The 26234-nt window shown below is 31.9% G+C and carries 28 protein-coding genes, 5 tRNA genes and 1 rRNA gene; 28 read left to right on the forward strand and 6 right to left on the reverse strand.

From position 1 onward, the window contains the following. The first annotated feature begins 150 nt into the window (after positions 1 to 150). A 5S ribosomal RNA gene (rrf, locus tag HNR33_RS14065) occupies positions 151 to 267 on the forward strand. 273 nt (positions 268 to 540) lie between these two features. Here rrf and HNR33_RS14070 read toward each other — a convergent pair. Further along, entirely contained in the window at positions 541 to 1848 is a 1308-nt protein-coding gene (locus HNR33_RS14070; protein WP_429084457.1) for a polysaccharide deacetylase family protein, read from the reverse strand. Positions 1849 to 2144: 296 nt separating this feature from the next. Between HNR33_RS14070 and HNR33_RS14075 the strand changes: the two genes are divergently transcribed. From HNR33_RS14075 to HNR33_RS14090, 4 genes are all read left to right on the forward strand, one after another. Further along, positions 2145 to 3197, forward strand: coding sequence for a YkvI family membrane protein (locus tag HNR33_RS14075; RefSeq protein WP_429084458.1), 1053 nt, complete (start codon positions 2145 to 2147; stop codon positions 3195 to 3197). Positions 3198 to 3260: 63 nt separating this feature from the next. After that, positions 3261 to 4373: a DUF5711 family protein gene (locus HNR33_RS14080; RefSeq protein WP_429084460.1), complete on the forward strand. Its 1113-nt coding sequence runs from the start codon at positions 3261 to 3263 to the stop codon at positions 4371 to 4373. A gap of 16 nt (positions 4374 to 4389) precedes the next feature. After that, the gene (locus HNR33_RS14085) at positions 4390 to 5085 is read left to right on the forward strand and encodes a CvpA family protein (RefSeq protein ID WP_429084461.1); all 696 of its coding nucleotides are present in this window, start codon (positions 4390 to 4392) and stop codon (positions 5083 to 5085) included. A 14-nt stretch (positions 5086 to 5099) separates the two neighbouring features. After that, a complete protein-coding gene (locus tag HNR33_RS14090; RefSeq protein ID WP_429084462.1) occupies positions 5100 to 5732 on the forward strand; it encodes a hypothetical protein in 633 nt (210 codons plus the stop codon). 411 nt (positions 5733 to 6143) lie between these two features. Here HNR33_RS14090 and HNR33_RS14095 read toward each other — a convergent pair whose 3' ends face one another. The 4 genes from HNR33_RS14095 to HNR33_RS14110 are packed head-to-tail and all read right to left on the reverse strand — an operon-like array spanning position 6144 to position 8715. After that, on the reverse strand, positions 6144 to 6521 hold the full coding sequence (locus HNR33_RS14095; protein ID WP_429084464.1) for an SHOCT-like domain-containing protein: 378 nt from the start codon (positions 6519 to 6521) through the stop codon (positions 6144 to 6146). A gap of 21 nt (positions 6522 to 6542) precedes the next feature. After that, positions 6543 to 7901: a DUF4097 family beta strand repeat-containing protein gene (locus HNR33_RS14100; protein WP_429084466.1), complete on the reverse strand. Its 1359-nt coding sequence runs from the start codon at positions 7899 to 7901 to the stop codon at positions 6543 to 6545. A 19-nt stretch (positions 7902 to 7920) separates the two neighbouring features. Then, a complete protein-coding gene (locus tag HNR33_RS14105; RefSeq protein ID WP_429084468.1) occupies positions 7921 to 8286 on the reverse strand; it encodes a DUF2089 domain-containing protein in 366 nt (121 codons plus the stop codon). Between the two features lie 21 nt (positions 8287 to 8307). Next, a complete protein-coding gene (locus HNR33_RS14110; protein ID WP_429084469.1) occupies positions 8308 to 8715 on the reverse strand; it encodes a hypothetical protein in 408 nt (135 codons plus the stop codon). A gap of 359 nt (positions 8716 to 9074) precedes the next feature. Between HNR33_RS14110 and yedF the strand changes: the two genes are divergently transcribed. The 23 genes from yedF to HNR33_RS14225 all read left to right on the forward strand — a co-directional run bounded on the left by yedF (position 9075) and on the right by HNR33_RS14225 (position 25174). After that, positions 9075 to 9671 (forward strand): sulfurtransferase-like selenium metabolism protein YedF, encoded by a 597-nt coding sequence (yedF, locus tag HNR33_RS14115; protein WP_429084471.1) that lies wholly within the window; start codon positions 9075 to 9077, stop codon positions 9669 to 9671. A 15-nt stretch (positions 9672 to 9686) separates the two neighbouring features. Then, positions 9687 to 9953, forward strand: a complete 267-nt coding sequence (locus tag HNR33_RS14120; protein ID WP_429084473.1) for a putative Se/S carrier protein — start codon at positions 9687 to 9689, stop codon at positions 9951 to 9953. A gap of 15 nt (positions 9954 to 9968) precedes the next feature. Next, a complete protein-coding gene (locus HNR33_RS14125) occupies positions 9969 to 10820 on the forward strand; it encodes a mechanosensitive ion channel family protein (protein ID WP_429084475.1) in 852 nt (283 codons plus the stop codon). A gap of 143 nt (positions 10821 to 10963) precedes the next feature. Further along, positions 10964 to 11170, forward strand: coding sequence for a DUF951 domain-containing protein (locus HNR33_RS14130; RefSeq protein WP_429084477.1), 207 nt, complete (start codon positions 10964 to 10966; stop codon positions 11168 to 11170). Positions 11171 to 11362: 192 nt separating this feature from the next. Beyond that, positions 11363 to 12544 (forward strand): aminotransferase-like domain-containing protein, encoded by a 1182-nt coding sequence (locus tag HNR33_RS14135; protein ID WP_429084479.1) that lies wholly within the window; start codon positions 11363 to 11365, stop codon positions 12542 to 12544. 175 nt (positions 12545 to 12719) lie between these two features. Then, positions 12720 to 13004 carry a 30S ribosomal protein S6 gene (gene rpsF, locus HNR33_RS14140; RefSeq protein WP_429084481.1) on the forward strand — a complete coding sequence of 95 codons (285 nt, stop codon included), beginning with the start codon at positions 12720 to 12722 and terminating at the stop codon, positions 13002 to 13004. A 23-nt stretch (positions 13005 to 13027) separates the two neighbouring features. Further along, positions 13028 to 13474 carry a single-stranded DNA-binding protein gene (locus tag HNR33_RS14145; RefSeq protein ID WP_429084483.1) on the forward strand — a complete coding sequence of 149 codons (447 nt, stop codon included), beginning with the start codon at positions 13028 to 13030 and terminating at the stop codon, positions 13472 to 13474. Positions 13475 to 13487: 13 nt separating this feature from the next. Beyond that, on the forward strand, positions 13488 to 13715 hold the full coding sequence (gene rpsR, locus HNR33_RS14150) for a 30S ribosomal protein S18 (protein WP_429084485.1): 228 nt from the start codon (positions 13488 to 13490) through the stop codon (positions 13713 to 13715). A gap of 158 nt (positions 13716 to 13873) precedes the next feature. Continuing rightward, positions 13874 to 14389, forward strand: coding sequence for an ECF transporter S component (locus HNR33_RS14155; RefSeq protein WP_429084487.1), 516 nt, complete (start codon positions 13874 to 13876; stop codon positions 14387 to 14389). A gap of 218 nt (positions 14390 to 14607) precedes the next feature. Next, a complete protein-coding gene (locus HNR33_RS14160; RefSeq protein WP_429084489.1) occupies positions 14608 to 14934 on the forward strand; it encodes a MazG-like family protein in 327 nt (108 codons plus the stop codon). A 2-nt stretch (positions 14935 to 14936) separates the two neighbouring features. After that, on the forward strand, positions 14937 to 15893 hold the full coding sequence (locus HNR33_RS14165; RefSeq protein ID WP_429084490.1) for a YybS family protein: 957 nt from the start codon (positions 14937 to 14939) through the stop codon (positions 15891 to 15893). A 19-nt stretch (positions 15894 to 15912) separates the two neighbouring features. Next, positions 15913 to 17919: a DHH family phosphoesterase gene (locus tag HNR33_RS14170; protein WP_429084492.1), complete on the forward strand. Its 2007-nt coding sequence runs from the start codon at positions 15913 to 15915 to the stop codon at positions 17917 to 17919. Then, positions 17919 to 18368: a 50S ribosomal protein L9 gene (gene rplI, locus HNR33_RS14175; protein ID WP_429084494.1), complete on the forward strand. Its 450-nt coding sequence runs from the start codon at positions 17919 to 17921 to the stop codon at positions 18366 to 18368. Before HNR33_RS14170 ends, rplI begins: the two co-directional genes overlap by 1 nt. A 56-nt stretch (positions 18369 to 18424) precedes the next feature. Continuing rightward, positions 18425 to 19768: a replicative DNA helicase gene (dnaB, locus tag HNR33_RS14180; RefSeq protein WP_429084496.1), complete on the forward strand. Its 1344-nt coding sequence runs from the start codon at positions 18425 to 18427 to the stop codon at positions 19766 to 19768. 91 nt (positions 19769 to 19859) lie between these two features. Continuing rightward, entirely contained in the window at positions 19860 to 21062 is a 1203-nt protein-coding gene (locus tag HNR33_RS14185) for an FprA family A-type flavoprotein (RefSeq protein ID WP_429084498.1), read from the forward strand. Positions 21063 to 21209: 147 nt separating this feature from the next. Further along, complete coding sequence (locus HNR33_RS14190) at positions 21210 to 21818, forward strand: GNAT family N-acetyltransferase (protein ID WP_429084500.1); 609 nt, start codon at positions 21210 to 21212, stop codon at positions 21816 to 21818. Between the two features lie 76 nt (positions 21819 to 21894). Next, entirely contained in the window at positions 21895 to 23085 is a 1191-nt protein-coding gene (locus tag HNR33_RS14195) for an HD-GYP domain-containing protein (protein WP_429084502.1), read from the forward strand. 115 nt (positions 23086 to 23200) lie between these two features. Then, on the forward strand, positions 23201 to 24487 hold the full coding sequence (locus HNR33_RS14200; RefSeq protein ID WP_429084503.1) for an adenylosuccinate synthase: 1287 nt from the start codon (positions 23201 to 23203) through the stop codon (positions 24485 to 24487). Between the two features lie 275 nt (positions 24488 to 24762). Next, positions 24763 to 24838: transfer RNA gene (locus tag HNR33_RS14205), tRNA-Lys, on the forward strand. A gap of 5 nt (positions 24839 to 24843) precedes the next feature. Continuing rightward, positions 24844 to 24918, forward strand: a tRNA-Glu gene (locus tag HNR33_RS14210). A 5-nt stretch (positions 24919 to 24923) separates the two neighbouring features. Beyond that, positions 24924 to 24999: transfer RNA gene (locus HNR33_RS14215), tRNA-Val, on the forward strand. 5 nt (positions 25000 to 25004) lie between these two features. Next, positions 25005 to 25081: transfer RNA gene (locus tag HNR33_RS14220), tRNA-Asp, on the forward strand. Between the two features lie 17 nt (positions 25082 to 25098). Continuing rightward, positions 25099 to 25174 (forward strand) — tRNA-Thr (locus HNR33_RS14225). Between the two features lie 54 nt (positions 25175 to 25228). Here the strand turns inward: HNR33_RS14225 and HNR33_RS14230 are convergent. Beyond that, entirely contained in the window at positions 25229 to 26230 is a 1002-nt protein-coding gene (locus HNR33_RS14230; protein WP_429084505.1) for an ATP-binding protein, read from the reverse strand. Positions 26231 to 26234 lie beyond the last annotated feature (4 nt).

Here is a 26234-nt window from a genome sequence, read left to right on the forward strand (position 1 = left end):
CTGGTTGATAGGTCACAGGTGTAAGGGCAGCAATGTCTTAAGCTAAGTGATACTAATAGGTCGAGGACTTGACCAGCTGTTTGCTGTGCAGTTTTCAAAGTACAAATGAGTACTTTGAATGAAAACTTAAAAATGCCGTAAGGCAAAAGATCCAGTGATAATGGCGGAAGGGTCACACCTGTTCCCATACCGAACACAGAAGTTAAGCCTTCCAGCGCTGATGGTACTTGGGCGGAGACGCCCTGGGAGAGTAGGACATCGCTGGTTCTTTTATTTTTTGAGATAAGACAATTTATCTAGCATAGTGCTTGCTTGGGACTAAGCGATGCACACCAAATCTTAGAAGCGTAGATTTGGGTGCCCTGCTTATGGGAGAGTAGGACATCGCTGGTTCTTTTTATTTTTTTGGTAAGTATATTATTTGCCATATAAAAATGCACCCTATAGAGTAAACGGTAAGAAAAGTTTAACCTATAGGGTTTTATTGATACAATAAAACATGATAGAAAATAGTATTTAATCTTAAAAAACAATATTATTTTAATAAGTATTATATCTTGCTTCAAGTTTCTTAAGCTTTTTAATTACATATGGAGGTTTTCTATCACTAACTTTCGGCTTTCTATGATGCCTTTTTGTAAAACTTACCTGATATGAGTTTTCAGATAGCGTATCAAACTTACAACCTAAAAATTTGAGTTTTTTAACTATAATGGGCAACGCTTTTAATGTATTAACTTTAGTACGAGTATCGTGGAAGAGTACAATTGCATTATTATTTTTACCTACCCAAGTGAGGACATTGTTGACTATTTGATCTACTGTAGCAGGCTGTGGTGATGCATCGCCACTACTTGCATTCCAATCAAAATATACATAGCCTTCATCTACAAGTCTATCCATTATTTTGTTCATGACTTCCTTACCATTCTCTGTTTTTGTTGAACTGTTATTTGAACCACCAGGGAATCTAATAATCTTTGTATGCTTTCCAGTAGCTTCATATATCATTTTATCGTTTTTATACAAATCATTAAAAAAGTTATCTACATGCTTGTATATATACTTATAGTCATGGCTATAAGTATGATTTCCAATAGAGTGTCCTTCATTATCAATTCTTTTAAGTAGTGATTTTCCTGTTTCTGTTTTATTGCCTACTACGAAAAACGTAGCTTTAATATTATTTTCTTTAAGTATATCTAAAACTTGTTCTGTTATTTCACTTGGCCCGTCATCAAAGGTTAGATAAACAGTTTTATTAGCCCACATATTTTCTTTATTTAGTGTATTAATTAGGTAAAATTTTTCTTGAACTGGTACAGTATTATTTGTTTGTTCAGTATTATTGACGGTATTATTCTGGCTTGGATTAGCTACTGTTGTATCAGAGTTATTTGTTTCTGTGCTTTCTTGATTTACGTTAGTGGCAGGTGAATCTGTAACTTCATCAGAAATTTCTTCGTTAGTTATAGAGCCAGAATTACTGCTATCATCACTGTCTTCTGGATCTTTAACATCTGTTTGATCACTTATTGTGTCCGATTCACTTGGTGGAACTTCCGAGTTATCTTTATCGGGTTCATGTGTAGTATCAGACTCATTTTCATTTGCACTGCTATTGTCATCATCTTCATTATTATTTTGAGTTGAATCACCATTGTAGGTATGATCATTGCTGTTTTCACTGGAACTATTATCTTCACTATTGTTTTGTTCATCATCATTTACCAATGATAAATAATAGTTACTTGAAGCGAGATTATTTGATGCATGTACTAAGTTATATATATTGTAAAAGCTTAAAGTTAATACGATTACAGCTAAAGTACAAAAAATTCTTTTCAATTTTATCCCCCTTTGAAGTACATTATATTGATGTCTACTTTAATGATACATCAAAAGAATACTAAAAATAATTACAAAAAGATTAAACTTATATATTAAATGTATAAATTATCTAGGTTTAATATTATTATAATATTAATACATTATATTAAAGATAAATAAATTCAAAACAAAAAAATATATGTAAACAATCAAGCTTATAATAGAGACTAGATATATAGGTGTTCATTTAATTATATACTAAACCAAGCCTCCATTGGCATAAACTTAAGTAACTATATATGGGAGGCATTAATATGAAGGAGAGAGAGTGGAGAAAATTAGCAAGCATATATATAGGAACGATTATTGGAGCAGGTTTTGCTTCTGGGCAAGAGATAATACAATTTTTTGGGGTGTTTGGATATAGAGGGATATATGGTGTAATATTAACAACCTTTTTATTTTCAATTATTGGAGCGACTGTATTATCTATTGTATATAAAAACAAGGTTACGAACTATGAAGAATTTTTATTCCCCCTGTTTGGGAAAGGACTTGGACGAATAATAGAAATAATAATAACCTTATTTCTATTCATAGGATTTTGCGTCATGCTTGCAGGGAGTGGAGCAATATTTTATCAGCAGTTTAATATTTCTTATAATGTAGGTATATATGTAATGACAATATGTTCCCTGGTAACTTTTTTATTTAGTGTCAAAGGTATATCATTAGTAAATTCAATTTTAGTTCCATTCTTACTATTAGGTATTGTATTTGTTGGAAGTATAGTTATTTTAAAAGAAGGGTTTGTTTTTAGCAATCTTCAAGGTATTACTATATCAAAAACTGGGAATTGGGTTACATCTTCATTATTATATGTTGGCTATAATAGCATATCAGCAGTTGTGATAATGACGTCTCTTCTGAGTATTATTCCAAATCAAAAAGGAGCAATAAGAGGAGGAATTTTTGGGGGGATGGGACTAGGAATAATGGCAATTTTTATACTAATTCCTTCACTTATACTTTATACTGATGTATACAACCTTGAAATACCTATGATAAAAATAGCACAACATTTAGGTTCATGGGGTAAGGGTAGCTACAGTGTAATTCTTTGGTGTGCTATGTTTACTACAGCTATTGCTAATGGTTTCGGATGTATTAGGAGGATATCTTCAAAATTAAACTGTAATCAAAAATTTATTTCTTTAATATTTTGTATAATAACAGTACCTTTCGCAAAATTTGGATTTTCAAGCTTAGTTTCTATTTTTTATCCATTATTCGGGTATATAGGAGTGTTTATTATGGCTATTATAATCATATCATCATTAGTTCATCGGATTAGGAGTAATATATAAAAGATATTAGAGAAGGATTTTTTAATAGTATAAGAGAATTATATAGTTAGGGAGGCGAGTCAATTGGTAGCCAATGAAGAAAAAAAGAAAAACAGATTATTGTGGATCATTTTAATCTTTATTATACTTATTATGCTTGTTTCAAATAAGACTGTAAAGAAAAAAGTTCATGACCTTTTTTATAGAAATGATAAATCACTTCAGCTTATAGACAATATAAACATTAACTGGCCTCAACCAGGAAAAATAAGAGTATATAAAGACAAAGTAATAAGATATAGTGCAAAAGAGATATCGCAGTATGACATTGAAGGTACTGAAGGCTGGAAAAAAGCAATAGAAGATAATAACACTATAGCATATTTAGGAGAAAATACTATATATATAACTTCTACTGTTACTGGAAATGTTACCGCTTTTGATTTAAATGGGAATCAGCTATGGGAATATAGTGCAAAGCAACCTATTCGTAGGATATCAGAAAGAAATGGATATCTAGTTTTGTTTACACAGGCTGGGAAAAGTACTGAACAGATCAATATTCTTGACGACAAAGGGAAGCTTCAAGCAAATGCCACAACTGATAAAGGAAAAATATTATCATGTAGTGTTTCACCAGACCGTAAAGAGTTTTCATTAGTTACATTAGATGTAACTGATGGTTCAATAAGTAGTAACCTGATGTATTTTAAGATGAATGGTCAAGAAATATGGAGAAAAAATTATAAAGATCAGATAATATACGATGTGCTGTTTTTAGACAACAATAACATGATAGCTGTATGTGACAGTAAGATATTAAGCTTAAGTGTAAAAAATGAGCTTTTATGGAGTAGAACTATTGAAGATGGATTAAAAGATATTAAGGTGGATACAAATAGTAAAACGATATACGTTTTATGCGGACAAGCTAATCCAAATTTAGAAATAATTTTAGGCAATGGTAGAACAAAAAATAAAATAGAGCTAGATAATAATTATGATAATATTTATATAAATAAGAAATATATATTGCTTAGAGGAAAAAAAACTATCGCTGGGGTAAATAGTAATAGGATAAATCTAAAATACAATTGTACAGAAGAGATAAAAGGAATTGGAGTATATAATGACAATATACTTATTTTTACAGAAAAAAATACTTTGATTACAAAGCCAATCAGTGTCGATAATTAAAAAGGTAGGTGACGAAATGAACTGGGTTGATATAGCGGTACTTATTATATTGACAATTAATTCCTTAGTTGGTGTTAGAGAAGGTTTTATTGTTACAGTGTTTAATTTAGCGGGTTTTATAATATCATACTACATAGCAAAATCCTACTATCCTGTAGTATCAAAGTATATAATTGCAAATCCAGACTTTTTTGACAAAATAAAAGAATTCGTTAGTGAAAAGATTCAACCGCTGGTAGAAAAAAATGCAGTTGCAAATGATATGAACTCGATGTTACAAGGAATTAAGCTTCCAAAATCAATTATGGAAGGTATCTCACAGAACACCCACTTAGACTCATATGTAAAAGATATGACAGACACAGCTTCAAACCTTATTGCAGAATCACTTACGCATATGCTTATAAATATAGTAAGCTTCTTAATTACATTTGCTATCGCTTGGCTTGTAATTATGATTATAGTAAAAGTGATAGATAGTTTTGCATCACTACCAATTTTGAATCAATTTAATAAACTATTAGGATTGAGTGTAGGATTTATTAAAGGAATACTTATATTGTATTTAATTTTTGCTGTATTGACACCTATTGTATCATTTTCTCCTAATGGAGCTATAGCGAAGGGTGTTTTCGACTCGAAATTTGGGTATTATTTATATGACAACAATATATTGCTGAAGTATTTAAAAGAATACTGGTTTTTAGGATAGGAAGGAGTGATAATATGGCAAAAAGAAATGATTTTTCACTAGGAGTTATATTTATAATAATAGGTGTGGTTGTATTTTTACTGAACACAAATATACTTCCTAATGATGTTCTGCTAGTAGGATTAGGAATAGCTTTATTAGTAGCGTATTATTTTAAAAGACACTTGGGCTATTTAATGGCAGGACTTATATTAGCAGTAATAGGAACCACATCGCTGATTGAAAAATATTTGATTGTGCAGGGTGACTTAACAGAATTATTTTTTATGTGGGGACTTGGAATAGTTTTTATGGTACTATATTTTTCAAAGAATATAAAGGGGTTTGTGTATCCAGGATGCATATTACCAGCAATAGGAACGTATTCATTTTTAGATGAGGTATATAGTATAGAGATGGGATGGGTATTTTTCTTACTACTTGGGATTGCATTTTATGTGATTTATCTAGTTGAGTATAGAAATACTGGCAGTAACTGGCCTATTATACCAGGTACGGTTTTAATAATATTATCTGGTCTTTTCTTGCTAACATCAAAAGACATAATAAATTCAAGTTTTTGGAAAATAATATCATATATATGGCCAGTAATTTTAATACTAGTTGGTGGGAAAATAATATATAACAACTCAAAACTAAAACAATAATGTAGATTCCGCAGAAAATTCATATAGCCAATAATAATAAAATGTGGTGAGCTCACCACATTTTATTATTATTGGCTATGGGATATTTCTATTTTTATAAGTATGTTTCTTATAACATCTCTTTAAATTATGCAAGAGAATTTACGGGGTTCCTCATAATCATATCTAAGAATTAATTGATTATTTTTTTATTCCTCGTATCAGTATGTACTGATCTATGCCACCTATATTTGCTACTTCAGACTCATTTATATTATCATTTGGTAATATTTTTTCTAAAGAGTTAGCTATTATTCGGTTTCCTTTTCAATGAGATAGATTATAGCGATATTATAATCTTATTAATAATTCTTTACTGAAAAAAATATATAATATCGCCGATAATCTTCTTTTATAGATAGAACTATTATATTACTCTACAATAACTTCGACTCTTTCTCCATCTTCACTTTCAATGTCAACGATTTTGCCTTCAGCACCGTTTTTTATGGCTTCCGCTATTTCTTTAAAATCCACATCTTGTATGTTCGAATCCTTAAGTTCAGGTGAAAATTTAGTCGCAAATTTTAAACCTATGTCAACTAAAGCAATGGGTATGTTTACATTCACTTTAGTTTTGTCATCTGGCTCATATACTTTTACTTTAAGCCATTTAGATGATTTTACTCCTAGATCCATACCCTTATCTTCTAAAGCATTTAATAATTCTATTCCTTCCTCTGAAGTTATCTTGCCTTCCTCGATCATTTTTAAGACTTGAATTTTTTCCTCTTTCAAACTATTAGACATTCAATATACCTCCTTTTACAATTAGTCGATTTTTATAGACCCATTTGAAGTTAAAGCGATTACACTAATTAAACTGCTATTCTCTGTATAAGTGGAACTATGTGCCAAAACCTTTTTATTCCCTAGCTGTTGCTGGTTGTTTAAAGTATAAACTAAGTTAGGAATATTTATATCAATATGTCCCATTGATGTTGTCGCATCTATATTAAATATTGGAGTGTTATTATCAAAGTGTAGTTCAACTTGACCATTTGAAGTACTTAGTTCCACTTTGCCCAAGTTTGATGTATTAATATCGCTTACTTTGATGTTTGCATTATGAGTTTTACATTTTACAGATTTAGATTTACAATCTTCAACTGTTATTTGTCCATTAGAAGTAATAATATGAAGCTGATCAGATATTATATCACTAGTTAATACTTTACCGTTTTTTGTTGAAGCTTCTATATGCTCACACTTAATGTCAGATAATTCTATAGAAGAGTTGGTAGTTTCGACATTAAGTGACTCTGCAGATATATCAGTTGAGATAATCTTGCCATTTTTAGTACAAGCCTTAATTTTACCCGAATGCAAATCAGTTAATTTTATAGAAGCATTTGTTGTATCAAATAAAAGTTCTTTAGAGTCAATGTCTTCAGCTTCGATTTTACCATTTGAAGTAAAAAGGAATACTCTTTCATAATGTTTTTCAGGTATATACACATCAAGTCGCGTTCCAATATTTCCTGAATATTTAGGTTTAAAAACAAACCTCTTTCCATCTTCTATTACTTCATAAACAGAACTGTCTTTGTTGTAGCTGCCTTTTTTAAGTTGGCAAACAGCTTTTATGGAAATTATTTCTTTATCCCATGGTTTAATTGTTATTTTACCGTTAATTGCTTGTATTTCTAGTGAGGGATTGTCTATGTTCAATAAATCTCTTTCAATAGTATCTGTGACAGTATCATATCCTCCAAAAATATTTGTAAAAGTACCTTTATCCACTAAGTCATCTACAAAGCTAAGAATCTTATCAGTAAAAGAAGTAGCTCCTTCAGTGATTTCGTCTCCTAGATTTACAAATTTATCACTAAGCTTTTCTCCAAAGTTATTTCCCCAGTTTTCAAAGTCTTTAGAGTGTTTTTCAATCTTTTCATTAATTTTATCTTCTAAATTTTCTATTTTATGTTGATATTTTCTATGCTTATCTGAGTCAATTTCTTTTTTCATTGAGTCAAAAGTATAAGCAGTGCTGCTGTAACTATCTAAGTTATTTTTTTCAGATTCTCTAAGTTCTGATTCATCTAATGCATCAAGAAGTTTAGCTGCGTCTTCACTGGAAATCTTACCTTCTTGAAGCATTGTTAAAATCATAATTCTTTCCTCACTCATTAAAATCCCCTCCAAAATACTATTCTTCTTTTAAAAGCTGTACAGCTTCCTCTGCTGTTATTTCACCTGAGCTGAGTTTTGCTAAAATTTCTTTTTTGTCTACCTTAGGTCCGTATTTTGCGTTATACCCTAAAGCTTCTATAACATTTTCAAGTTTATTTCTAACTGTAGGATATGATATACCAAGCTCTTTTTCTATTTCTTTGATATTACCTCGGTTTTTAATAAACACTTCAACGAAGTTCTTTTGTTCATCAGTTAACTTACAGAACTTACATAAGCTGAATTTACCTTCTATTGTAGTTTCACAGTAGTCACAGTGTAGTCTAGTAACATCCATTTCATGGTTGCATACTGGACATCTTCCTATAGCTTCTTTTTTCATAAATTCACCTTCCATTGTAGATTATAGTATTGAAACAATTATTTCGTCACCATCATTGCCATCAGATATGTTTACGATGTCACAAGGGGGATGGTTTCTTAAAACTTCAAAAATATCCTTAAGATCCATGTCTTGAAGTACTTCCAGCGCCTTTCTTGAATTCTCATCAAGTTCTCTATTATTTTTTAAAGCAAAGGAGCTAACCTTTAATCCCAAATTGCCTAGAGAAGTTATAAGCCAAAATGGAATAGCAGGTATTTTAATTTTTCTATCATCTTCCTTATCAAAAATAGATACTTTAATTTTTGATGATTTTTTTGTTTTAGAAATTTTATCAGGGTTAAATTCGTTTATGAGTTTAACTGCACTTTTACTATCTATTTTTCCCTGATTAAGCATTTGTAAAATATCCTTTAGCTCACTACTCAAAATAAATTCCCCCTTTTGAAGTTAATAGATTATTACTAAAATAAAGGGTATAATAAATATTGATAATGGTGTCATGATTATTAACTAATATATTTGGAAAATATTAAAATATTTAATCTATAATTACATATTATTACTTCTAAAAAGAAATGTCAATACAAATATTAAAGAAATTAATATTAAAATTAATAATATTAATATAATAGTTAAAAATATATATTTAATAAACATTATCTATATAAAAAAACTATAGATTTTGATAGAATTATAGATATTATCTATAGATATGCAAATTTACTAAATAAACTAGTATACTATACTTAGTATATTGATTTATGTAAATTAAGGGAGGAATTATAATGAAAAAAGAAGTAGATGCTAGAAAGCAATTATGTCCCAAACCAGTTATCATGACAAAAAAAGCTTTAGATGAGATTACTAATGGTATAATTACAACTATAGTTGATAATGAGGTTGCTAAAGAAAATGTGTCAAAGCTTGCTCAAAGCATGAATTACTCATATACTGTTGAGAAAAATAACGACAATGAATTCTATATCCACATAACAAAGGGAGAAGCAAAAGAAGAGACTCAAGCAGTTTGTGCTCCAAATACCTTTAAAGATATGGTTATAGTTTTTGGTCAAGATAAACTTGGTCAGGGCTTAGATGAATTAGGGAAAGTTCTAATAAAAGGATTTATTTATACACTAACAGAATCAATTCCTTTTCCTTCAGCATTATTATTTTTAAATGGTGGAGTTAAATTAACTACTGAGGGTTCAGAAGTAATAGAAGACTTGAAGAAGCTTGAGGCTGAAGGGGTAGAAATACTTTCTTGTGGAACCTGCTTAGATTACTTCAATATTAAAGATAAACTCTTGGTAGGAGAGATTACAAACATGTATACAATAGTTGAAAAAATGAAGAATACAACAAATACTATAACAATATAAAGAGGATGGTAAACATTGGTCAAAGATAACTTTTATGTAATAGCGTTTGATTCTACACATCATGCAATAAAAGGAGAAAAGATTTTAAAGGAGATTGAACTAGAGATTAGAACAATACCAACGCCTAGAGAAATAACAGCTAGCTGTGGACTATCTATTAGATTCAATGGCGATGATCTTAGTAAAGTTAGAGAAGTCATTGGAAGTAATGAGTTGTCTATTAAGGGAATATATGAGATAATCATAGAAGAGAGTGGAAGATCTGCTCATAAAATCAATTAGGTTGGTGGTGGTTTTTTGCAGGAAGTATTTAACTATTTAACTCGATGGGTAGAAGCTAATAATGGACAACTTACCTTTTTAGAAAAGATAATTAAAGTAGTAATTATAATAGTATTAGTGAAGATAGCAACAAAGGCTGTGTACAAGCTGATAGATAAGTTTTTTGTAAATCAGCAAAAATTTAAGTTTGGAATGGAAGAGAGAAAAACTAATACTTTGGCTGTAATTCTGAAAAGTGTAGTAAAATATCTATTGTATTTTATTGGTATTGTAGCTGTCTTAAAGGAGTTCGGTATTCCTACAGAATCTATACTAGCTACCGCTGGAGTAGGAGGACTTGCCATAGGTTTTGGCGCGCAAAGCCTTGTTAAGGACATAATCACAGGATTTTTTATATTATTTGAAGATCAGTATTCTGTAGGAGATTATATAAAAACTGGTGAGTTTGATGGTATCGTAGAAGAAATAGGGATCAGGGTTACTAAGATAAGAGCTTTTTCTGGCGATCTACATATAGTGCCAAATGGAAATATCCAGACCGTAACTAATAGATGCAGAGGTGCTATGAGAGCTTGGGTAGATGTTGGTATTGCTTATGAAGAAGATATTGATAATGCTATAATGGTTATGAACAGCATAGCTAAGAAAATGGCGGAGCAAAATGATAACATAATAGAAGGTCCTACAGTCCTAGGTGTTACGAATCTAGGAGAATCTGATGTAGTCCTTTCAATTATTGCAAAAACGAAGCCTATGGAGCAATGGGCTGTTGAAAGGGAGCTAAGAAAAGCAATAAAAGAATCGTTTGATAAGGAAGGCATAGAAATTCCATATCCTAGAAGAGTAGTTATTGATTCAAAAGAATGAATAAATATATAGAATTGTTCGATAAATATTTATTATTAATTTAAATTATAATATAATATATGTTAACTTAAGCTACTTCGTATATAATAATATGTTTATTAAGAAGTAGCTTTTATTTTTACATGCAAACGGGAGGGATAGCTGTGATAAGTAAATTTTATGTTGGAGATGTAGTTCAGCTTAAGAAATCTCATCCATGTGGAGAGGATAAGTGGGAGATTATGAGAGTTGGCGTTGATTTTAGGATAAAGTGTCTTGGATGTCAAAGACAGGTATGGCTTCCTAGAAGAGAGTTTGAAAGAAGAGTAAAGAAAGTAATAAGTACAGTCACTGAAGAAAATAAAGAATAGATAGCTGGAAATATTAAGAAAAATTAATAAAGCATAAAGATCATGAAAAATGCTACATTTATTATAGTGTACAAATTATTAGATTAGACAAAAGCTAAAATTAATAGTAAACTAATGGTGATAAAATACAGGAAAGAAACGTTTGCATAACAACTATTTTAATTATAAAAATTTATTTGGGGGTGCTTTACGATGAGTTTAAATTTTGCTAAGCGTATGGATGGTATTAAAGCTTCTGAGATTCGTGAATTACTTAAGCTTACACAAAGACCAGAGGTTATTTCTTTTGCCGGAGGCTTGCCAGCTCCTGAGTTATTTCCTATAGAAATTATGAAGGACATAGCAAAAGAAGTACTAGATGAGAACGGACACAAAGCTTTACAATATGGTACAACTGAAGGACATCTACCACTAAGAGAGATGATAGCAAAAAGAATGGCTAAAGTTGGTATTGATGTAACAGCAGACAACATACTAATAACTAGTGGTTCTCAACAAGGATTAGATTTCTCAGGTAAAATCTTTTTAGATCCGGGAGATGTTGTTTTATGTGAAAGTCCAAGTTACCTTGGTGCAATAAACGCATTTAAAGCTTATCAACCTAAATTTGTTGATGTACCAACTGACGATGAAGGAATGATAATGTCTGAACTTGAAAAGATCCTTGAAACTACAGAAAGAATTAAGCTTATATATGTTATTCCTGATTTTCAGAACCCATCAGGAAGAACATGGTCAATAGAGAGAAGAAAGAAGTTAGTTGAACTTGCTAACAAATATAATCTACCTATAGTAGAAGATAATCCATATGGAGAATTGCGTTTTGAAGGAGAAATACCTCCTGCGGTAAAGCATTTTGATACTGAAGGTAGAGTTATATTCTTAGGTACTTTTTCTAAGACCTTCTGTCCTGGCATGAGGTTAGGGTGGACTTGTGCAGATAAAGAAGCTCTACAAAAATATATACTAGTTAAACAAGGTGCAGACCTACAGGCTAGTACCATATCACAAATGGAATTAGCCAAGTTCTTAGAAAAATATGATCTTGACTCTCATATAGAGAAAATAAAGAATGTATATAGAAAAAGAAGAGATTTAATGCTTAATACGATTAAAGAAGAATTTCCTACAGAAGTTAAATTTACTTACCCAGAGGGTGGACTATTTACTTGGGTTATACTTCCTGAGAACATAAATGCTAGAGAGCTAGCTGTAAAAGCTCTTGAAAAAAATGTTGCATTCGTACCAGGTGGGTCATTCTTTCCTAATGGAGGGCATGAAAATACATTTAGATTAAACTATTCAAATATGGATGAAGAAAGGATAGTAGAAGGAATCAAAAGATTAGCTCAAGTAATTAAAGAAATGATATAAAGCATGCAAAAGTGGCCCTTTGATTTTTCAAAGGGCTTATAATATATAAATTATTGGAAAAGATAAATACTAGCATTGCATTTATATTGATTAAGTGATATAATGCTATGATGTAATGTATTCCTTGCTCTGCCTAATGAAGGCTGGGCCGCTAGTCCAAAAGGAGGTGAAATTTATGAAAAAATATGAAGCTGTATTCGTTTTCGCACCAGACATGGATGAAGAGACGAGAAATGGTGTAGTTGAAAGATTTAAAGGTATCATTGAAGCAGATGGTTCAATTGATAAAATTGATGAATGGGGCATGAGAAAGCTTGCTTTTGAAATCAATGACTATACTGAAGGATACTACACGCTTATAAACTTTGAATCGGGCGCTGATGTTATAAATGAGTTAAACAGAATCGCTAAGATTACAGACACAGTTATTAGACACATGATTATAAGAGAAGAAGAATAATAAAGCCGTACGGGGGTGTATTTGTGAATAGTGTAGTATTAATTGGAAGATTAACAAAAGACCCAGAATTAAGATTTCTGCCTGGAAATGGTACGGCAGTTTCGACTTTCAGCATCGCAGTTGATAAAGATTTATCGAAAGATAAAAAGCAGGAGATGGAAAGTAAAGGACAACCTACTGCTGACTTTATTAATATTGTAGTTTGGGGAAGACGGGCAGAAACATGTGCTAACTATTTAGTTAAAGGAAGACTTGTTGCTATTCAAGGCAGGATACAATCAAGAAGCTACGATGCAGCTGATGGTAGCAGAAGATACGTAACTGAAGTTGTTGCTGATAATGTTCAATTCCTTGAATGGGGCGACAATAAACAAGGAAATACTAACAGAGAATTTGGATCAAATGAATCAAATAATTATATAGATACAGACGGTTTTCGTCCAGTAGATGATGACGATATTCCATTCTAAAGGAGGGAAAAGAATGGCAGGAAGAAAATTTAGAGCTAAAAAAAGAGTATGTAGTTTCTGTGTAGATAATGTAGAAAGCATTAACTACAAAGAAGTAAACAAACTTAAAAAGTACGTTACTGAAAGAGGAAAAATACTTCCAAGAAGAATTTCAGGAAACTGTGCTATACATCAACGTCAGTTGACAAGAGCTATAAAAAGAGCAAGACAAGTTGCACTTTTACCATATACAGCAGATTAATGGAGAGGGGAAGAACCCCTCTCTTTCTAATTATGTTTTTGGTTAAGGTTTATAATAAAATGATATTATATACAAATTGTATTCATGCATGAATATAGAATTTTATAATGGGTATCTATAATTCGACTTGTATAAATAACTAAAAGGGGGCTGCACAGATGAAAGACAGATTTTCAACTACATATATAGCTAGAACAAGTCTTTTATTGGCATTAGCTTTAATTTTTCAAATTGGCTTTAGATACGTATCACAACCTTTGGTAGGACCCATGGTAAACTTTACTTTGATAATCGGAGCTGGATTAGTGGGAACAACATCTGGAGTGATAGTAGGTTGCTTAACTCCATTGATAGCTTTCTTTTTCGGAATTATGCCGTTATTTCCTTTAGTACCATTCGTAATGATAGGAAATTCATTGTTTGTACTTATATTTAATATTATTAGAAGAAATATGAACATTTTAGGGGATATAGCTGGGGTGACTGTGGCGGCTTTAGTCAAGTCAGCCTTCCTTGCTATATCTGTTAGATATCTTGTGACGTTGATTGTGCCAAAGATTCCATCAAGAATAATTGTTGCTTTTTCTTTACCACAGCTTTATACGGCATTGATAGGAGGATTTTTGGCTATAATTATAATAAAGCTCATACGTAAAGGTGTCAAATTAAGATAAACAAAGCTTCCAGTTTTCATACTGGAAGCTTTGTTATATGATAGAATAAAGATGAAAACAGTAGTGAGCGTACTTATTTGACATAACAATGGATACTATGTAGAATTTTATTAAGAACATTAATTTTAATTGAGGTTAACATATAGAATACAATAAAATAAAGTTATGTATAGAGTATTCATATTTGCTATAATGTATAATGGGGGGGGATAGCATACATGGGATTCGGTGATAAGAATATTGATATAACGAAAAGCGTTAAAATAATTGAGTGGCTTAAAAGTGAGTTGCTAACATCTGTTGCTTCGCTGTTTGAACTCTTAGCTAAAGGAATACATAACAGTCAGGATGTTATACTAGATATAATTGCGAATATAATACTTGTAACGTATCTATTGGGTAAAAGACTGGGGCTTTCGTTTGATAGTATAGATGCTAAAGTAGAGGAAAAGGCAAAATTAGGATTGGTTGAAGATCACAAGATAGAAAAATGGTATGGTGATTTAAGTGGTGTGCTCGATTACTTTAAAAGAACAAGAAGATAGAGGTGAAAAGCTTGAATTTAGATGGCAGGACAACTAGGATTACCGAGACGGCGATTATAACTACGCTGATGACGGTATTTGCTATAATAGGACTATACATTTTTCCTATTATTATAATGATTTATCCTGTGCCTTTTATAATATTAGGAGTAAGGCATGGCGTAAAGTACAATATATTATCTATTATGGCTTCAAGCATACTCATTAGTATTTTATTTGATGTATTAACAGGTGTATTTGTTTTTATACTATTTGGGTTGTTTTCTATTTCAATAACATATATGATAAACAAGAAATATAAACCATCTCAGATATTGATAGGAAGTACAGCTGTATCTTTAGCTTGTACCATTGTTGGGATAGGTATCATAGGATATATAACGGGAACAAGCTTTTTAAGTCAGATAAATGCTTCTTTAACAGAGAGCATTAGTATTCAGATGAATATTATTAAAGATATAGGTCTTACTAACTATGAAATGACACAAATAAAAGAACTACTTAAAACTACTGTAGAGTACATGATTATAATAATACCTGCAACACTTATTATTTCATCTGTTTTTGTTTCGTACATAAACTATTGGGTGGCAACAGCCGTGTTGACCAGACTGGGGCAAAAAGCTGTTAATATACCAAGGTTTATAAACTTCAGATTACCAAGCAATATAATACTTGGAGCAGTAGTACTTTTTTTAGCATCATCTATTGTAAGATATTTTAAGATTTTTTACTATGAGACAATATTTATTAACACTATAATATTAATTTTCTTTGTTTTTCTTGTTCAAGGACTGGCGGTTATAGTATATTTAATGAACAAAGCTAGGATGAATAAAATAACAAAAGGAATATTGATATTTTTTATAGTAATAAATGTACCCTTTAGCTTGATAATATCGCTTTTGGGGATATTAGATGTGATGGTTGATTTTAGAAAGCTGAAAAAGATTGAGTAAATCCTTGGGAGGATATCGCATGTCAAATAAAAAAATCTTTAAGTTCCTGATTCCAGATTCAAAACTATATCTATGGATAATAGGGATATTAATAGGAATTATTGCAATATACGATCCTCGGATAGCTGCAGTAGGAGTAGTTTTATTAGCGTATTTAATATATTATCATTGGAAGAATGTACATCTTAAAAAAGTAGAGTGGACAAAGTATATCGAGAGTCTTACAAATGAAATAGATTCAGCTACTAAGTATGCTGTTATCAACCTACCTATTCCCTTAATAATGCTAGAGGTAGATGGTACTGTAAATTGGTATAATTCGAAGTTTCTTCAGATGATTGATACAAAAGATATACTAGATAAGGATATTAGCGATATTATACCGAATTTTAATGTTGACATGATAATGAATAAAAAAGAAGATATGACAATAGAAGTAGCATTTAATGATAAATACTATAAGGTCTTGTACAATATAGTAAATACGTCAAAGGGAAGAGAAAATAAAAATAAATATATCATTATGCTATACTGGATAGACATCACAAACTTTACAATACTTAAAAACAAGTACAATGATGAGAAGGTAAATGTATGCTTAGTTCAAGTTGATAACTATGACGATGTAAAAAATAATACCGATGAAGTGAATAGACCTATTGTTTTGGCAGAGATAGACAAAAGGCTAAATGCATTGGTATCAAGAATAAATGGCTTTATCAGAAAGTATGAAAACGATAAATACCTAATAATCTACGAAAATAAATATCTTGAATATTTTGAGGCTAAAAAGTTTGACATTTTAGATGATGTAAGAGATATAAATTTAGGTAATAAAATACCTGTAACACTGAGCATTGGAGTTGGAGTAAATGGCAAAACTCTTGCACAGCTATATGAATATGCTAAGGCAGCTATAGATATAGCATTAGGACGTGGAGGAGATCAAGCAGTTGTCAAAAAGATAGATAAGCTAAGTTTCTATGGAGGTAAAAGTAAGGCAGTTGAAAAGAGAACAAAGGTTAAAGCTAGAGTAATAGCTCATGCTTTAAGACAGCTGATAGATCAATCTGATAAAGTTTTTATAATGGGGCATAAAGTTGGCGATATGGATAGCTTTGGTGCATCTATAGGTATTTATAGAGCTGTAAAGAATAGAAATAAGCAAGGCTATATTGTTTTAAGTGGTATTAATCCATCCATCAAGAATATATTTGATAGGATAAAAAATGAACATCCTGAATATCTAGACGTAATCGTAACACCTGAGCAAGCAAGAAATATTGCAGACAAGGCATCATTATGTGTAGTCGTAGATAACCATAGACCTAGCTACACTGAAGCACCTCAACTGCTTGAGATTGTTGAAAAAGTGGTGTTAATAGACCATCACAGAAGAGGAGCAGAATTTATTAATGATCCAGTACTCACATACTTAGAGCCATATGCTTCTTCAACGTGTGAGCTTGTGACCGAAATGCTCCACTATATGAGTGACAAAATGGAAATGGAAAGATTTGAAGCAGAGGCTTTAATGGCGGGAATAAGTGTTGATACAAAGAATTTTACATTTAAAACAGGTGTGAGAACTTTTGAAGCAGCTTCTTTTTTAAGAAGGGCAGGAGCAGATACTACTTCTGTTAGGCAGTTGTTCCAAGATGACTTAAACACATTTATACTAAAGGCAGAGGTTATTAAAGATGCAACTATTATAGAAGATAAAATTGCAATATCTAGATTGAAAAATGAGAGCGCAGAATCCGTACTTGTGGCTGCACAGGCAGCAGACGATTTATTAAATATAAGTGGTATTACAGCATCATTTGTACTAGCTTTAAATGATGGGAAAATTCACATAAGCGGGAGATCCCTTGGTGGTCTAAGTGTTCAGCTTATACTTGAAAAGCTGGGAGGAGGAGGTCATCTTACTGTTGCTGGAGCTCAGCTTGATAATGTTGATATAAACGAAGCAGAAAATATGCTAAAAGAAGCTATACATGAATATCTAAAGGAAGGTGAAGAGTAATGAAAGTTATATTATTACAAGATGTAAAAGGGCTAGGAAAAAAAGGAGAAGTTGTTAATGCTAAGGATGGATATGCGAGGAACTTTTTATTTCCTAAAAATTTAGCAACTGAAGCTACACAGGGCAATGTTAAAGTACTCGAAGAGCAAAGAACTGCTAAAAAGATTAGACAAGAAGAAGAATTAGCAAAAGCAAAAGAATTAGCAGAAAAGATATCAAAGTTTACAGTTGAGATAAAAAGCAAATCTGGAGAAAATGGTAAGCTTTTTGGTTCAATAACCACAAAGGAAATCGCGGATCAATTAAATAAGCAGCATAAAATAAAGATAGATAAAAGAAAAATAGAAGTAGATGGTGGAAATATAAAAACTATTGGAACAACAATGGCTGAAGTAAAAGTATATCCAAATGTATCTGCAAAACTTAAAGTACATGTGTCAGAAGAATAGAATCAGCAATATATGATTTCTTCATGAAGCTACAGTATTACCATGGAGGTGATAAAATGTCTATTGATATACAATCCTTAGGGAAAATACCTCCTCATAGTATAGAGGGTGAGCAGTCAGTATTGGGTTCTATGATACTAGACAGAAATGCAATAGTTACTGCAACAGAAATATTAAAGCCAGAAGATTTTTACAAAGAGGCTCATAGAGAAATATATGAATCAATTTTAGATATTTATGGTAGAGATGAACCTGTTGACCTTATAACTCTCTCTGACGAGTTGAAAAAGAGAAACACATTAGATGCAATTGGAGGAATTATATATCTTGCAGATTTGTCAGAAGGTGTTTCTACAACTGCAAATATCAAGTATTATTGTGAAATAGTTGAAGAAAAATCTATATTAAGAAGATTGATTACTGCTTCTAATGAAATAATTGCAAAAGGATATGAAGCAGGCGAGGACTTAAACAATATAATTGAATTAGCTGAAAAAAAGATATTTGATATTACTCAAAAAAGGAATCAAGAGGGTCTAGAGCCTATAAAAAGTGTTCTGCTAGAAAGCTTTACTAGAATTGAACAAATGGCAGAGCATAAAGGTGGAATAACTGGACTTACTACAGGGTTTATAGATCTTGATGGAAAAACTTCTGGACTTCAAAAATCAGACTTAGTACTTGTAGCAGCGAGGCCAGCTATGGGAAAAACTGCATTTTCCTTAAATCTGGCGTTAAACGCTGCACTTAAAGGAAATGCATCTGTAGCAGTATTTAGCTTAGAAATGTCTAAGGAACAGCTTGTACAGCGTATGCTTAGTTCTGAATCGCATGTAGAGCTTCAAAAAATAATAAATGGACGTCTGGATGAAGATGAGTGGCCAAAGCTTGTAAGAGCTATGGGTCCCTTATCACAGGCCAAAATATACATTGATGATACACCGGGTATCACACTAATGGAAATGAAGGCTAAATGTAGAAAGCTTAAGATGGATCAAGGTCTTGATTTAGTTATGATAGATTATCTACAGCTTATGTCTGGTGACGGTAGAACTGAAAATAGACAACAGGAGATTTCAGCTATATCAAGAGGACTAAAAGGGTTGGCCAAAGAAATGGACTGCCCTGTAGTTGCATTGTCCCAGCTTTCACGTGCGCCAGAACTGAGATCAGATCATAGACCAATACTATCGGATTTACGTGAATCAGGAGCTATAGAGCAGGACGCCGATATAGTAGTATTTCTTTATAGAGATGAATATTATAATCCAGATTCTGAAAAGAAAAATATTGGAGAGGTTATTATAGCAAAGCATCGTAACGGACCTATAGGAACAGTTGAATTAGTTTTTATGGGTCAATACACAAAGTTCTTGAACATGGAAAAACACAGGCAATAGTGCTAAAGGTAATTGCTAACTTCGAATGTTTATTATTTAACATTCGGGGTAAATAATATCTGAAAAAGCGTTTTCAAAGGAGAGTGAAGTAATGGATAATACTAAGATACTAGATATCAAGGATAAAGTAAAATGGATAGGTATATTAGATCCTAGCTTAGTTACATTTGATGTTGTCATGGAAACTCAATATGGCACAACCTACAACTCATATTTCATAGATGCAGATAAAAAAGCAATAGTTGAGACAGCTAAAGAAACATATAAGAATGAATACCTTGAAAAGATTAAGAAGGTTGTGAAACCTGAAGAAATAGAATATATTATTATGGACCATACAGAGCCTGATCATGCTAGTAATTTAAGACATATGTTAAGAATAGCTCCTAATGCTACAGTTGTAGGTAGCAAGTCAGCTATAAATTTTTTAAAGAATATGGTTGACGTTGAGTTCAAGTCTCTGGTAGTAAGTGATGGTGATACTCTTGACTTAGGAAATAAGACATTAAAATTTATATCAGCGCCATTTCTACATTGGCCTGATAGTATATATACGTATCTTGTAGAAGATAAAGTGTTATTTACTTGTGATTCGTTTGGATGCCACTATTGCGATGAAAGAATGTATGACGACTTAGTAGAGGATTTTGATGAGGCATTTAAATATTATTTTAATGTTATACTTAAGCCATTTAGCAATTATATGCTAAAAGCAATCGATAAGATTAGAGATTTAGAAATAGATGTTGTTTGTCCTGGACATGGACCTATACTTAGAAGTAATTGGAAAAAATATGTTGAACTATCAGAACAATGGGCTAAGGAAGCAGTTTGTAGACATGGAAAGCCAACGGTATTTATTGCATATGTATCAGCATATGGAAATACAGGTAAGTTAGCAGAAAAAATAGCAGAAGGTATTAAGCTTGCTGGAGATATTGAGGTTGAATTGGCTGATATTGAGATGATGGATATTTTTGAGTTAGAAGAAAAGATTGAAAAAAGCTCTGCTTTATTAATAGGCTCGCCGACAATAAATCAAAACACACTATTACCAATATATAAGATGTTTGCAGTTATAAATCCTATTACAAATAGAGGGAAGCTAGCCGGAGCTTTTGGTTCATATGGTTGGAGTGGAGAAGCTGTTGATATTATACAGAACCATCTAAAAAACCTTAAATTAAAAGTTGAGCTGAATGGATTGAAAACAACTTTTGTACCATTTGACGAAGCTTTTGAAAAATGTATAGAATATGGTAAAGAATTCGGTGAGAAATTGATAAATAGATAATAAATATAAAGAAAAAAATACTTCGTGGAAATCCACGGAGTATTTTTTTCAATATGAATTTCCTAATCTATAGTATACATTTAATAACAATGTTATAATATAGAAAAATCGAACAAAGATTACATTCATTTCGTAGGGGGTAACCTTATGTATATTACTGAAGGTAAGCGGGTAAGAATACGGCGATTAAAGGTTGAAGATGTTTTTGAAATGAAAAGATGGGGAAAACATAATAATCCACTTTTTCAGGATTACAATTTTCCTGATTTAAATGATGATGAAGTAAGGGAATGGTTCAAGATAAAAACTACACAGAGAAACAATGCATGTTTTTCCGTGGCCAATGAAGGTAATGTCATAATAGGCTATATTAATGTAAAGGAGATAAAGAGGTTTCGAAGAAATGCAAAGCTAGGAATTGTTTTTGATCCAAACTACGTAGATAAAGGATATGGGACAGAATCTATTTTATTACTATTAAAATATTTTTTTAATGATATGAACATGAAGTGTATGTATTTAGATGTTGCAAAACATAATAAAAGAGCAATAAGATGCTATGAAAAGTGTGGATTTAAAACAGTAAGTGAATATAAAGATAAGCTTTATGACCAAAACATTAATATATTTGATGATGAGCAATTTGCTGATATAAGAGATAGTTTTATCATTAGTAATTCTATAATATATGGATATTATTATAGGATGAAAGTTGAACGAGCTAATAACTCACAGATATTATCCACAGACTCATAGCGAACATCTGTGCATATCTCTGTGGATATGTGGATAAATTGATTCAATTATTAAAGTATTGGGGGATAACATCGAAATGGAAAAGCTAGATATAAATTTAGGACAACTTTTTTCATCACTATCTTTAGCATTAGATATAGCTGAAAATAGACACTTCGACCATTCTAGAAGAGTGGCATACATGTCTAATAGCATAGCTCAAGATATGGGGTTACATACCAAGGTATGTGCAGACATTTATTATTCGGCATTAATCCATGATGTTGGAATGAATGGACAGATGTCAAACTATACTATATTTGAAATTCATAATAATGCAGTTCTAAAGAAAGAGCATTGCCATCTTGGTGCAGAAATAGCAGATGGATTACCAATAAGCAAAGATTGTGTAGAGTATATTAGATACCATCATGAGGAGTGGAATGGAGCAGGAGTATATGGGTTATCCAAAAACGACATACCTATAGGGTCTCAGATAATACATATAGCTGATTATGTAGATATATATTTTGGAGATATGCTGAAGGATAGAAAAAATATAGATAAGATTAAAAAATGGCTTGACGTATCAAAAAACAAGGTGTTTTGTGCTGAGGCAGTGGATAGTTTACTTAATATAATTGAAAAGGACAAGTTTTGGCTTGATCTAAGTTTTTATAATTTAGATCAAATAATAAAAGCTAATAGTCCTGATTATTCTACGTTGATAGGGATAGTTGAGTTAGAAAAAATAGCTAAATCATTTTCACGATTAATAGATAGCAAAAGCAAATTTACTTATAGACACTCTAAAGGATTAGTGGATATTTCTAGTGCGATAGTGGATTACATAGGATATGATGATATAACGTCAAAGAAACTTCAGATTGCTGCATATTTACACGACTTAGGCAAGCTAGCAGTTCCAAATAATATACTAGAGAAACCAGATAAATTAGATAGTGAGGAGTTTAATATTATAAAAACACATCCATATTATACAAAGCTTATACTTAGACAAGTAAAAGGGCTTGAGGATATAGCAGGATGGGCAGGCAACCATCATGAGAAACTTAATGGAAAGGGGTATCCTGAAGGATTAACATATGCTGAAATAACAAGAGAAGATCAGATAATATCTATATCTGATATATATCAAGCATTAATAGATGATAGGCCTTATAGGAAGGGAATGGCTCATAAAGATGCTATGGATATATTGAAAACCATGGTAAAGAAAGACTATGTTTCAAATAATATTGTAAGAATATTAGAAAAAGTTATTTAGACAAAATATGGAAAACGAAAAGCTGTAGCTAAATTGATTTTTATTTTATATAATTTTTATGTTATACAAATACTAATTAAGGTAAAATAGGTTACTTAATAAAGGAGATGGTTTGATGTCTACTCTAGTAGTATTAGGTGCACAATGGGGAGATGAAGGTAAGGGGAAAATCACAGATTACCTTTCAGAAAAAGCTGATATGGTTGTAAGGTATCAAGGTGGAGACAATGCAGGACACACTGTGGAAATAGGAGACAACCAATACAAATTACACTTAATACCTTCAGGAATATTTTATAGCAATAAGATATGTGTCATAGGAAATGGTGTTGTTGTAAATCCAAAATCATTGCTTGAAGAGATAAAATACCTTAATGAGAAAGGAATTACCACAGAAAACTTAAGAATTAGTGATAGAGCACATATAATATTTCCTTATCACATTAAACTGGATCAGCTGGAAGAAGAAAAAAAAGGAGTGCTCAAGATAGGAACAACTGTTAAAGGAATAGGCCCGTGCTACAGAGATAAGGTTGATAGAACAGGTCTGAGAATGTGCGACATATTTTACACAGGATTGTTCGAACAAAACTTGAGGAAAAATATTAAAGAAAAAAATGAAATAATAAAAAAATTATATGATGCAGAAGTACTTGATGAGGATCAAATTGTAGAAGAATATATGGGTTACTTAAATCAGTTGAAAAAATATGTTGTAGATGCTTCTGTTTTAATAAATGATATTATGGATGCAGACAAAAAGGTTTTATTTGAAGGTGCGCAAGGGACGTTACTTGACTTAGATTTTGGAACTTACCCTTATTTAACTTCATCACATCCTATTTCAGGCGGAGTACCTATAGGAGCAGGAATAAGTCCTTTTAGACTAAAGAATGCCCTTGGAGTAGTAAAGGCATATACCACAAGGGTAGGAAAGGGACCTTTCCCAACAGAACTACACGATGAAACAGGAAATGCCATTAGAGAAAAAGGACATGAGTACGGAACAACAACAGGGAGACCTAGAAGATGTGGTTGGCTAGATACAGTTATGATAAAGTACGCTGCAAGAATAAATGGATTAACATCATTAGCAGTAACAAGGCTAGACACGTTAGGAGGATTTGAAAAGCTTAAGATATGTAATGGATATGAACTTGATGGTCAGATAGTGGCAGATTTTCCTGCTAGTTTAGAAACACTGGCTAGATGTAGTCCTGTATATGAAGATTTGAATGGGTGGAATGAAGAAGAGATGAATGGTGTCACCAAATTTGACGAGCTGCCAGAGAATGCTAAAAAATATATCTATAGGATTGAGCAGCTGACAGGAGTAAAAGTTAGTATTGTTTCTATTGGACCTAAAAGAGACCAGACTATAATAAGAGAAGAAGTGCTTTAAAAACAGCTATTGTCAACGCTTTTTTGATGTTGTATTGAATTATGTAGCTTGCTATAAATTACCACGCTATAATTAGACAAAAAAGTTCATAAAAAGTGTTGACAATAGTGCCTTTATCCTGTATCATATAAAAAGTAGTCTTTGAAAGACCCATTAGGTCAGTCGGCATAAGCAGAGAGCCAAAACATGTTTTTAGTTTTGTGCGAATCGCTTAGTTTGTGACTATAAAGCCAAATGAGGTAAGAAAAGTTAATACCGTAACAAATAAGTTGTAAGACCCATTAGCTCAGTCGGCAGAGCACCTGACTTTTAATCAGGGTGTCCCGCGTTCGAGTCGCGGATGGGTCACCATTTAAGGCCCTATGGTCAAGCGGTTAAGACATCGCCCTTTCACGGCGGTAACCCGGGTTCGAACCCCGGTAGGGTCACCAATTATGGGCGCGTAGCTCAGCTGGGAGAGCACCTGCCTTACAAGCAGGGGGTCACAGGTTCGAGCCCTGTCGCGCCCACCATAATTGGCCTGGTAGTTCAGATGGTTAGAATGCCAGCCTGTCACGCTGGAGGTCGAGGGTTCGAGTCCCTTCCAGGTCGCCATTTTATTTTTAAACTATGCTGGTGTAGCTCAATTGGTAGAGCAACTGACTTGTAATCAGTAGGTTGAGGGTTCAAGTCCTTTCACCAGCTCCATAAAAAAAGAACAAGCTTTAAAGCTTGTTCTTTTTTTATGCTTAAAATTAATCATTAATCTTTTCCGTTATACGGCTCCCATCTTAAATCAGGACCATAAAATTTTAATGCTGAGAATTTGCTAAATATTCTAGAAAATATTCTGTCTGTATAAGTATTAGCTATTTCCATTGGAGCAAGATTAGTAGATATGATAGTTTTATTCCCCTTAATGAGTCTAGAGTTGACTATATTGAATATTTCAGTATTTGTAAAAGAATTAGTAAGCTCAGTTCCTAAATCATCTATTATTAAGAGGTCTGCGTCGAATAAGAGGCTATATTCTGTATCATTAATATCTGACTGAGAATTTCTCCTGAATTTATGTTCTTCTATTATTTCTAATATCTTAAATGCTGTTTGGTATATAACAATTTTTCCTTTATCAAGCAAGGCTTTTGCTATGCAATTACACATAAATGTCTTTCCAAGACCAGTAGTGCCGTAGAAAAGAAGATTCTCCTCATTATTTTCGTCAAAGTTGAAGCAGAATCCTTCACATCTATTTAAAATATCAAGTATATTATGTCTAGGTGAAAGTTTTTCTCCCTCGAATTTCTCCGGTGAAAATATGTTTATATCAAAAGTCTTAAAGTTTTCTTTTTCAAGCATATGGTCTAAGTTAGACATCTTGTAAGCTTGATTTATTAATGCTTGCTTAAGACATGTACATTTATTTCCATTATCTAAGAAGCCCGTATCCTTGCATTTATTACATGTGTAGTTTATGTCCAAGAACTCTAAGGGAATATTATTTTCAGTCATTAATATTGCTTTTTCTCTTTTCAATTGTTCCATTTCAGACTGTATCTCAGAAATTTTATCATTATAAATATCTGGATTCTGAAGGACTGCTTTTGCTATAAGAAAACCAGTTTTAGATATTCTATTATCTATTTTTTCTATTTGAGGGATTTTAGTGTATACTTCCTTTTGTCTAGATTTTTGCTCATATAAAGCTTTATCTCTTCTTTTTTCATATTCCCTCAATATATTACTTATATATGTGTTCTCCATAGCT

Source organism: Brassicibacter mesophilus, assembly GCF_050433385.1.
In the GTDB taxonomy this organism is placed as follows: domain Bacteria; phylum Bacillota; class Clostridia; order Tissierellales; family Proteiniboraceae; genus Brassicibacter; species Brassicibacter mesophilus.

Bases quoted from the DNA above. Each gene is read 5' to 3' on its own strand.
- HNR33_RS14075 (WP_429084458.1), top strand. From the start codon at position 2,145: ATGAAGGAGAGAGAGTGGAGAAAATTAGCAAGCATATATATAGGAACG.
- HNR33_RS14085 (WP_429084461.1), top strand. From the start codon at position 4,390: ATGAACTGGGTTGATATAGCGGTACTTATTATATTGACAATTAATTCC.
- HNR33_RS14090 (WP_429084462.1), top strand. From the start codon at position 5,100: ATGGCAAAAAGAAATGATTTTTCACTAGGAGTTATATTTATAATAATA.
- HNR33_RS14095 (WP_429084464.1), bottom strand. From the start codon at position 6,521: ATGTCTAATAGTTTGAAAGAGGAAAAAATTCAAGTCTTAAAAATGATC.
- HNR33_RS14100 (WP_429084466.1), bottom strand. From the start codon at position 7,901: ATGAGTGAGGAAAGAATTATGATTTTAACAATGCTTCAAGAAGGTAAG.
- HNR33_RS14105 (WP_429084468.1), bottom strand. From the start codon at position 8,286: ATGAAAAAAGAAGCTATAGGAAGATGTCCAGTATGCAACCATGAAATG.
- yedF (WP_429084471.1), top strand. From the start codon at position 9,075: ATGAAAAAAGAAGTAGATGCTAGAAAGCAATTATGTCCCAAACCAGTT.
- HNR33_RS14135 (WP_429084479.1), top strand. From the start codon at position 11,363: ATGAGTTTAAATTTTGCTAAGCGTATGGATGGTATTAAAGCTTCTGAG.
- rpsF (WP_429084481.1), top strand. From the start codon at position 12,720: ATGAAAAAATATGAAGCTGTATTCGTTTTCGCACCAGACATGGATGAA.
- rpsR (WP_429084485.1), top strand. From the start codon at position 13,488: ATGGCAGGAAGAAAATTTAGAGCTAAAAAAAGAGTATGTAGTTTCTGT.
- HNR33_RS14155 (WP_429084487.1), top strand. From the start codon at position 13,874: ATGAAAGACAGATTTTCAACTACATATATAGCTAGAACAAGTCTTTTA.
- HNR33_RS14160 (WP_429084489.1), top strand. From the start codon at position 14,608: ATGGGATTCGGTGATAAGAATATTGATATAACGAAAAGCGTTAAAATA.
- HNR33_RS14170 (WP_429084492.1), top strand. From the start codon at position 15,913: ATGTCAAATAAAAAAATCTTTAAGTTCCTGATTCCAGATTCAAAACTA.
- rplI (WP_429084494.1), top strand. From the start codon at position 17,919: ATGAAAGTTATATTATTACAAGATGTAAAAGGGCTAGGAAAAAAAGGA.
- dnaB (WP_429084496.1), top strand. From the start codon at position 18,425: ATGTCTATTGATATACAATCCTTAGGGAAAATACCTCCTCATAGTATA.
- HNR33_RS14185 (WP_429084498.1), top strand. From the start codon at position 19,860: ATGGATAATACTAAGATACTAGATATCAAGGATAAAGTAAAATGGATA.
- HNR33_RS14190 (WP_429084500.1), top strand. From the start codon at position 21,210: ATGTATATTACTGAAGGTAAGCGGGTAAGAATACGGCGATTAAAGGTT.
- HNR33_RS14195 (WP_429084502.1), top strand. From the start codon at position 21,895: ATGGAAAAGCTAGATATAAATTTAGGACAACTTTTTTCATCACTATCT.
- HNR33_RS14200 (WP_429084503.1), top strand. From the start codon at position 23,201: ATGTCTACTCTAGTAGTATTAGGTGCACAATGGGGAGATGAAGGTAAG.
- HNR33_RS14230 (WP_429084505.1), bottom strand. From the start codon at position 26,230: ATGGAGAACACATATATAAGTAATATATTGAGGGAATATGAAAAAAGA.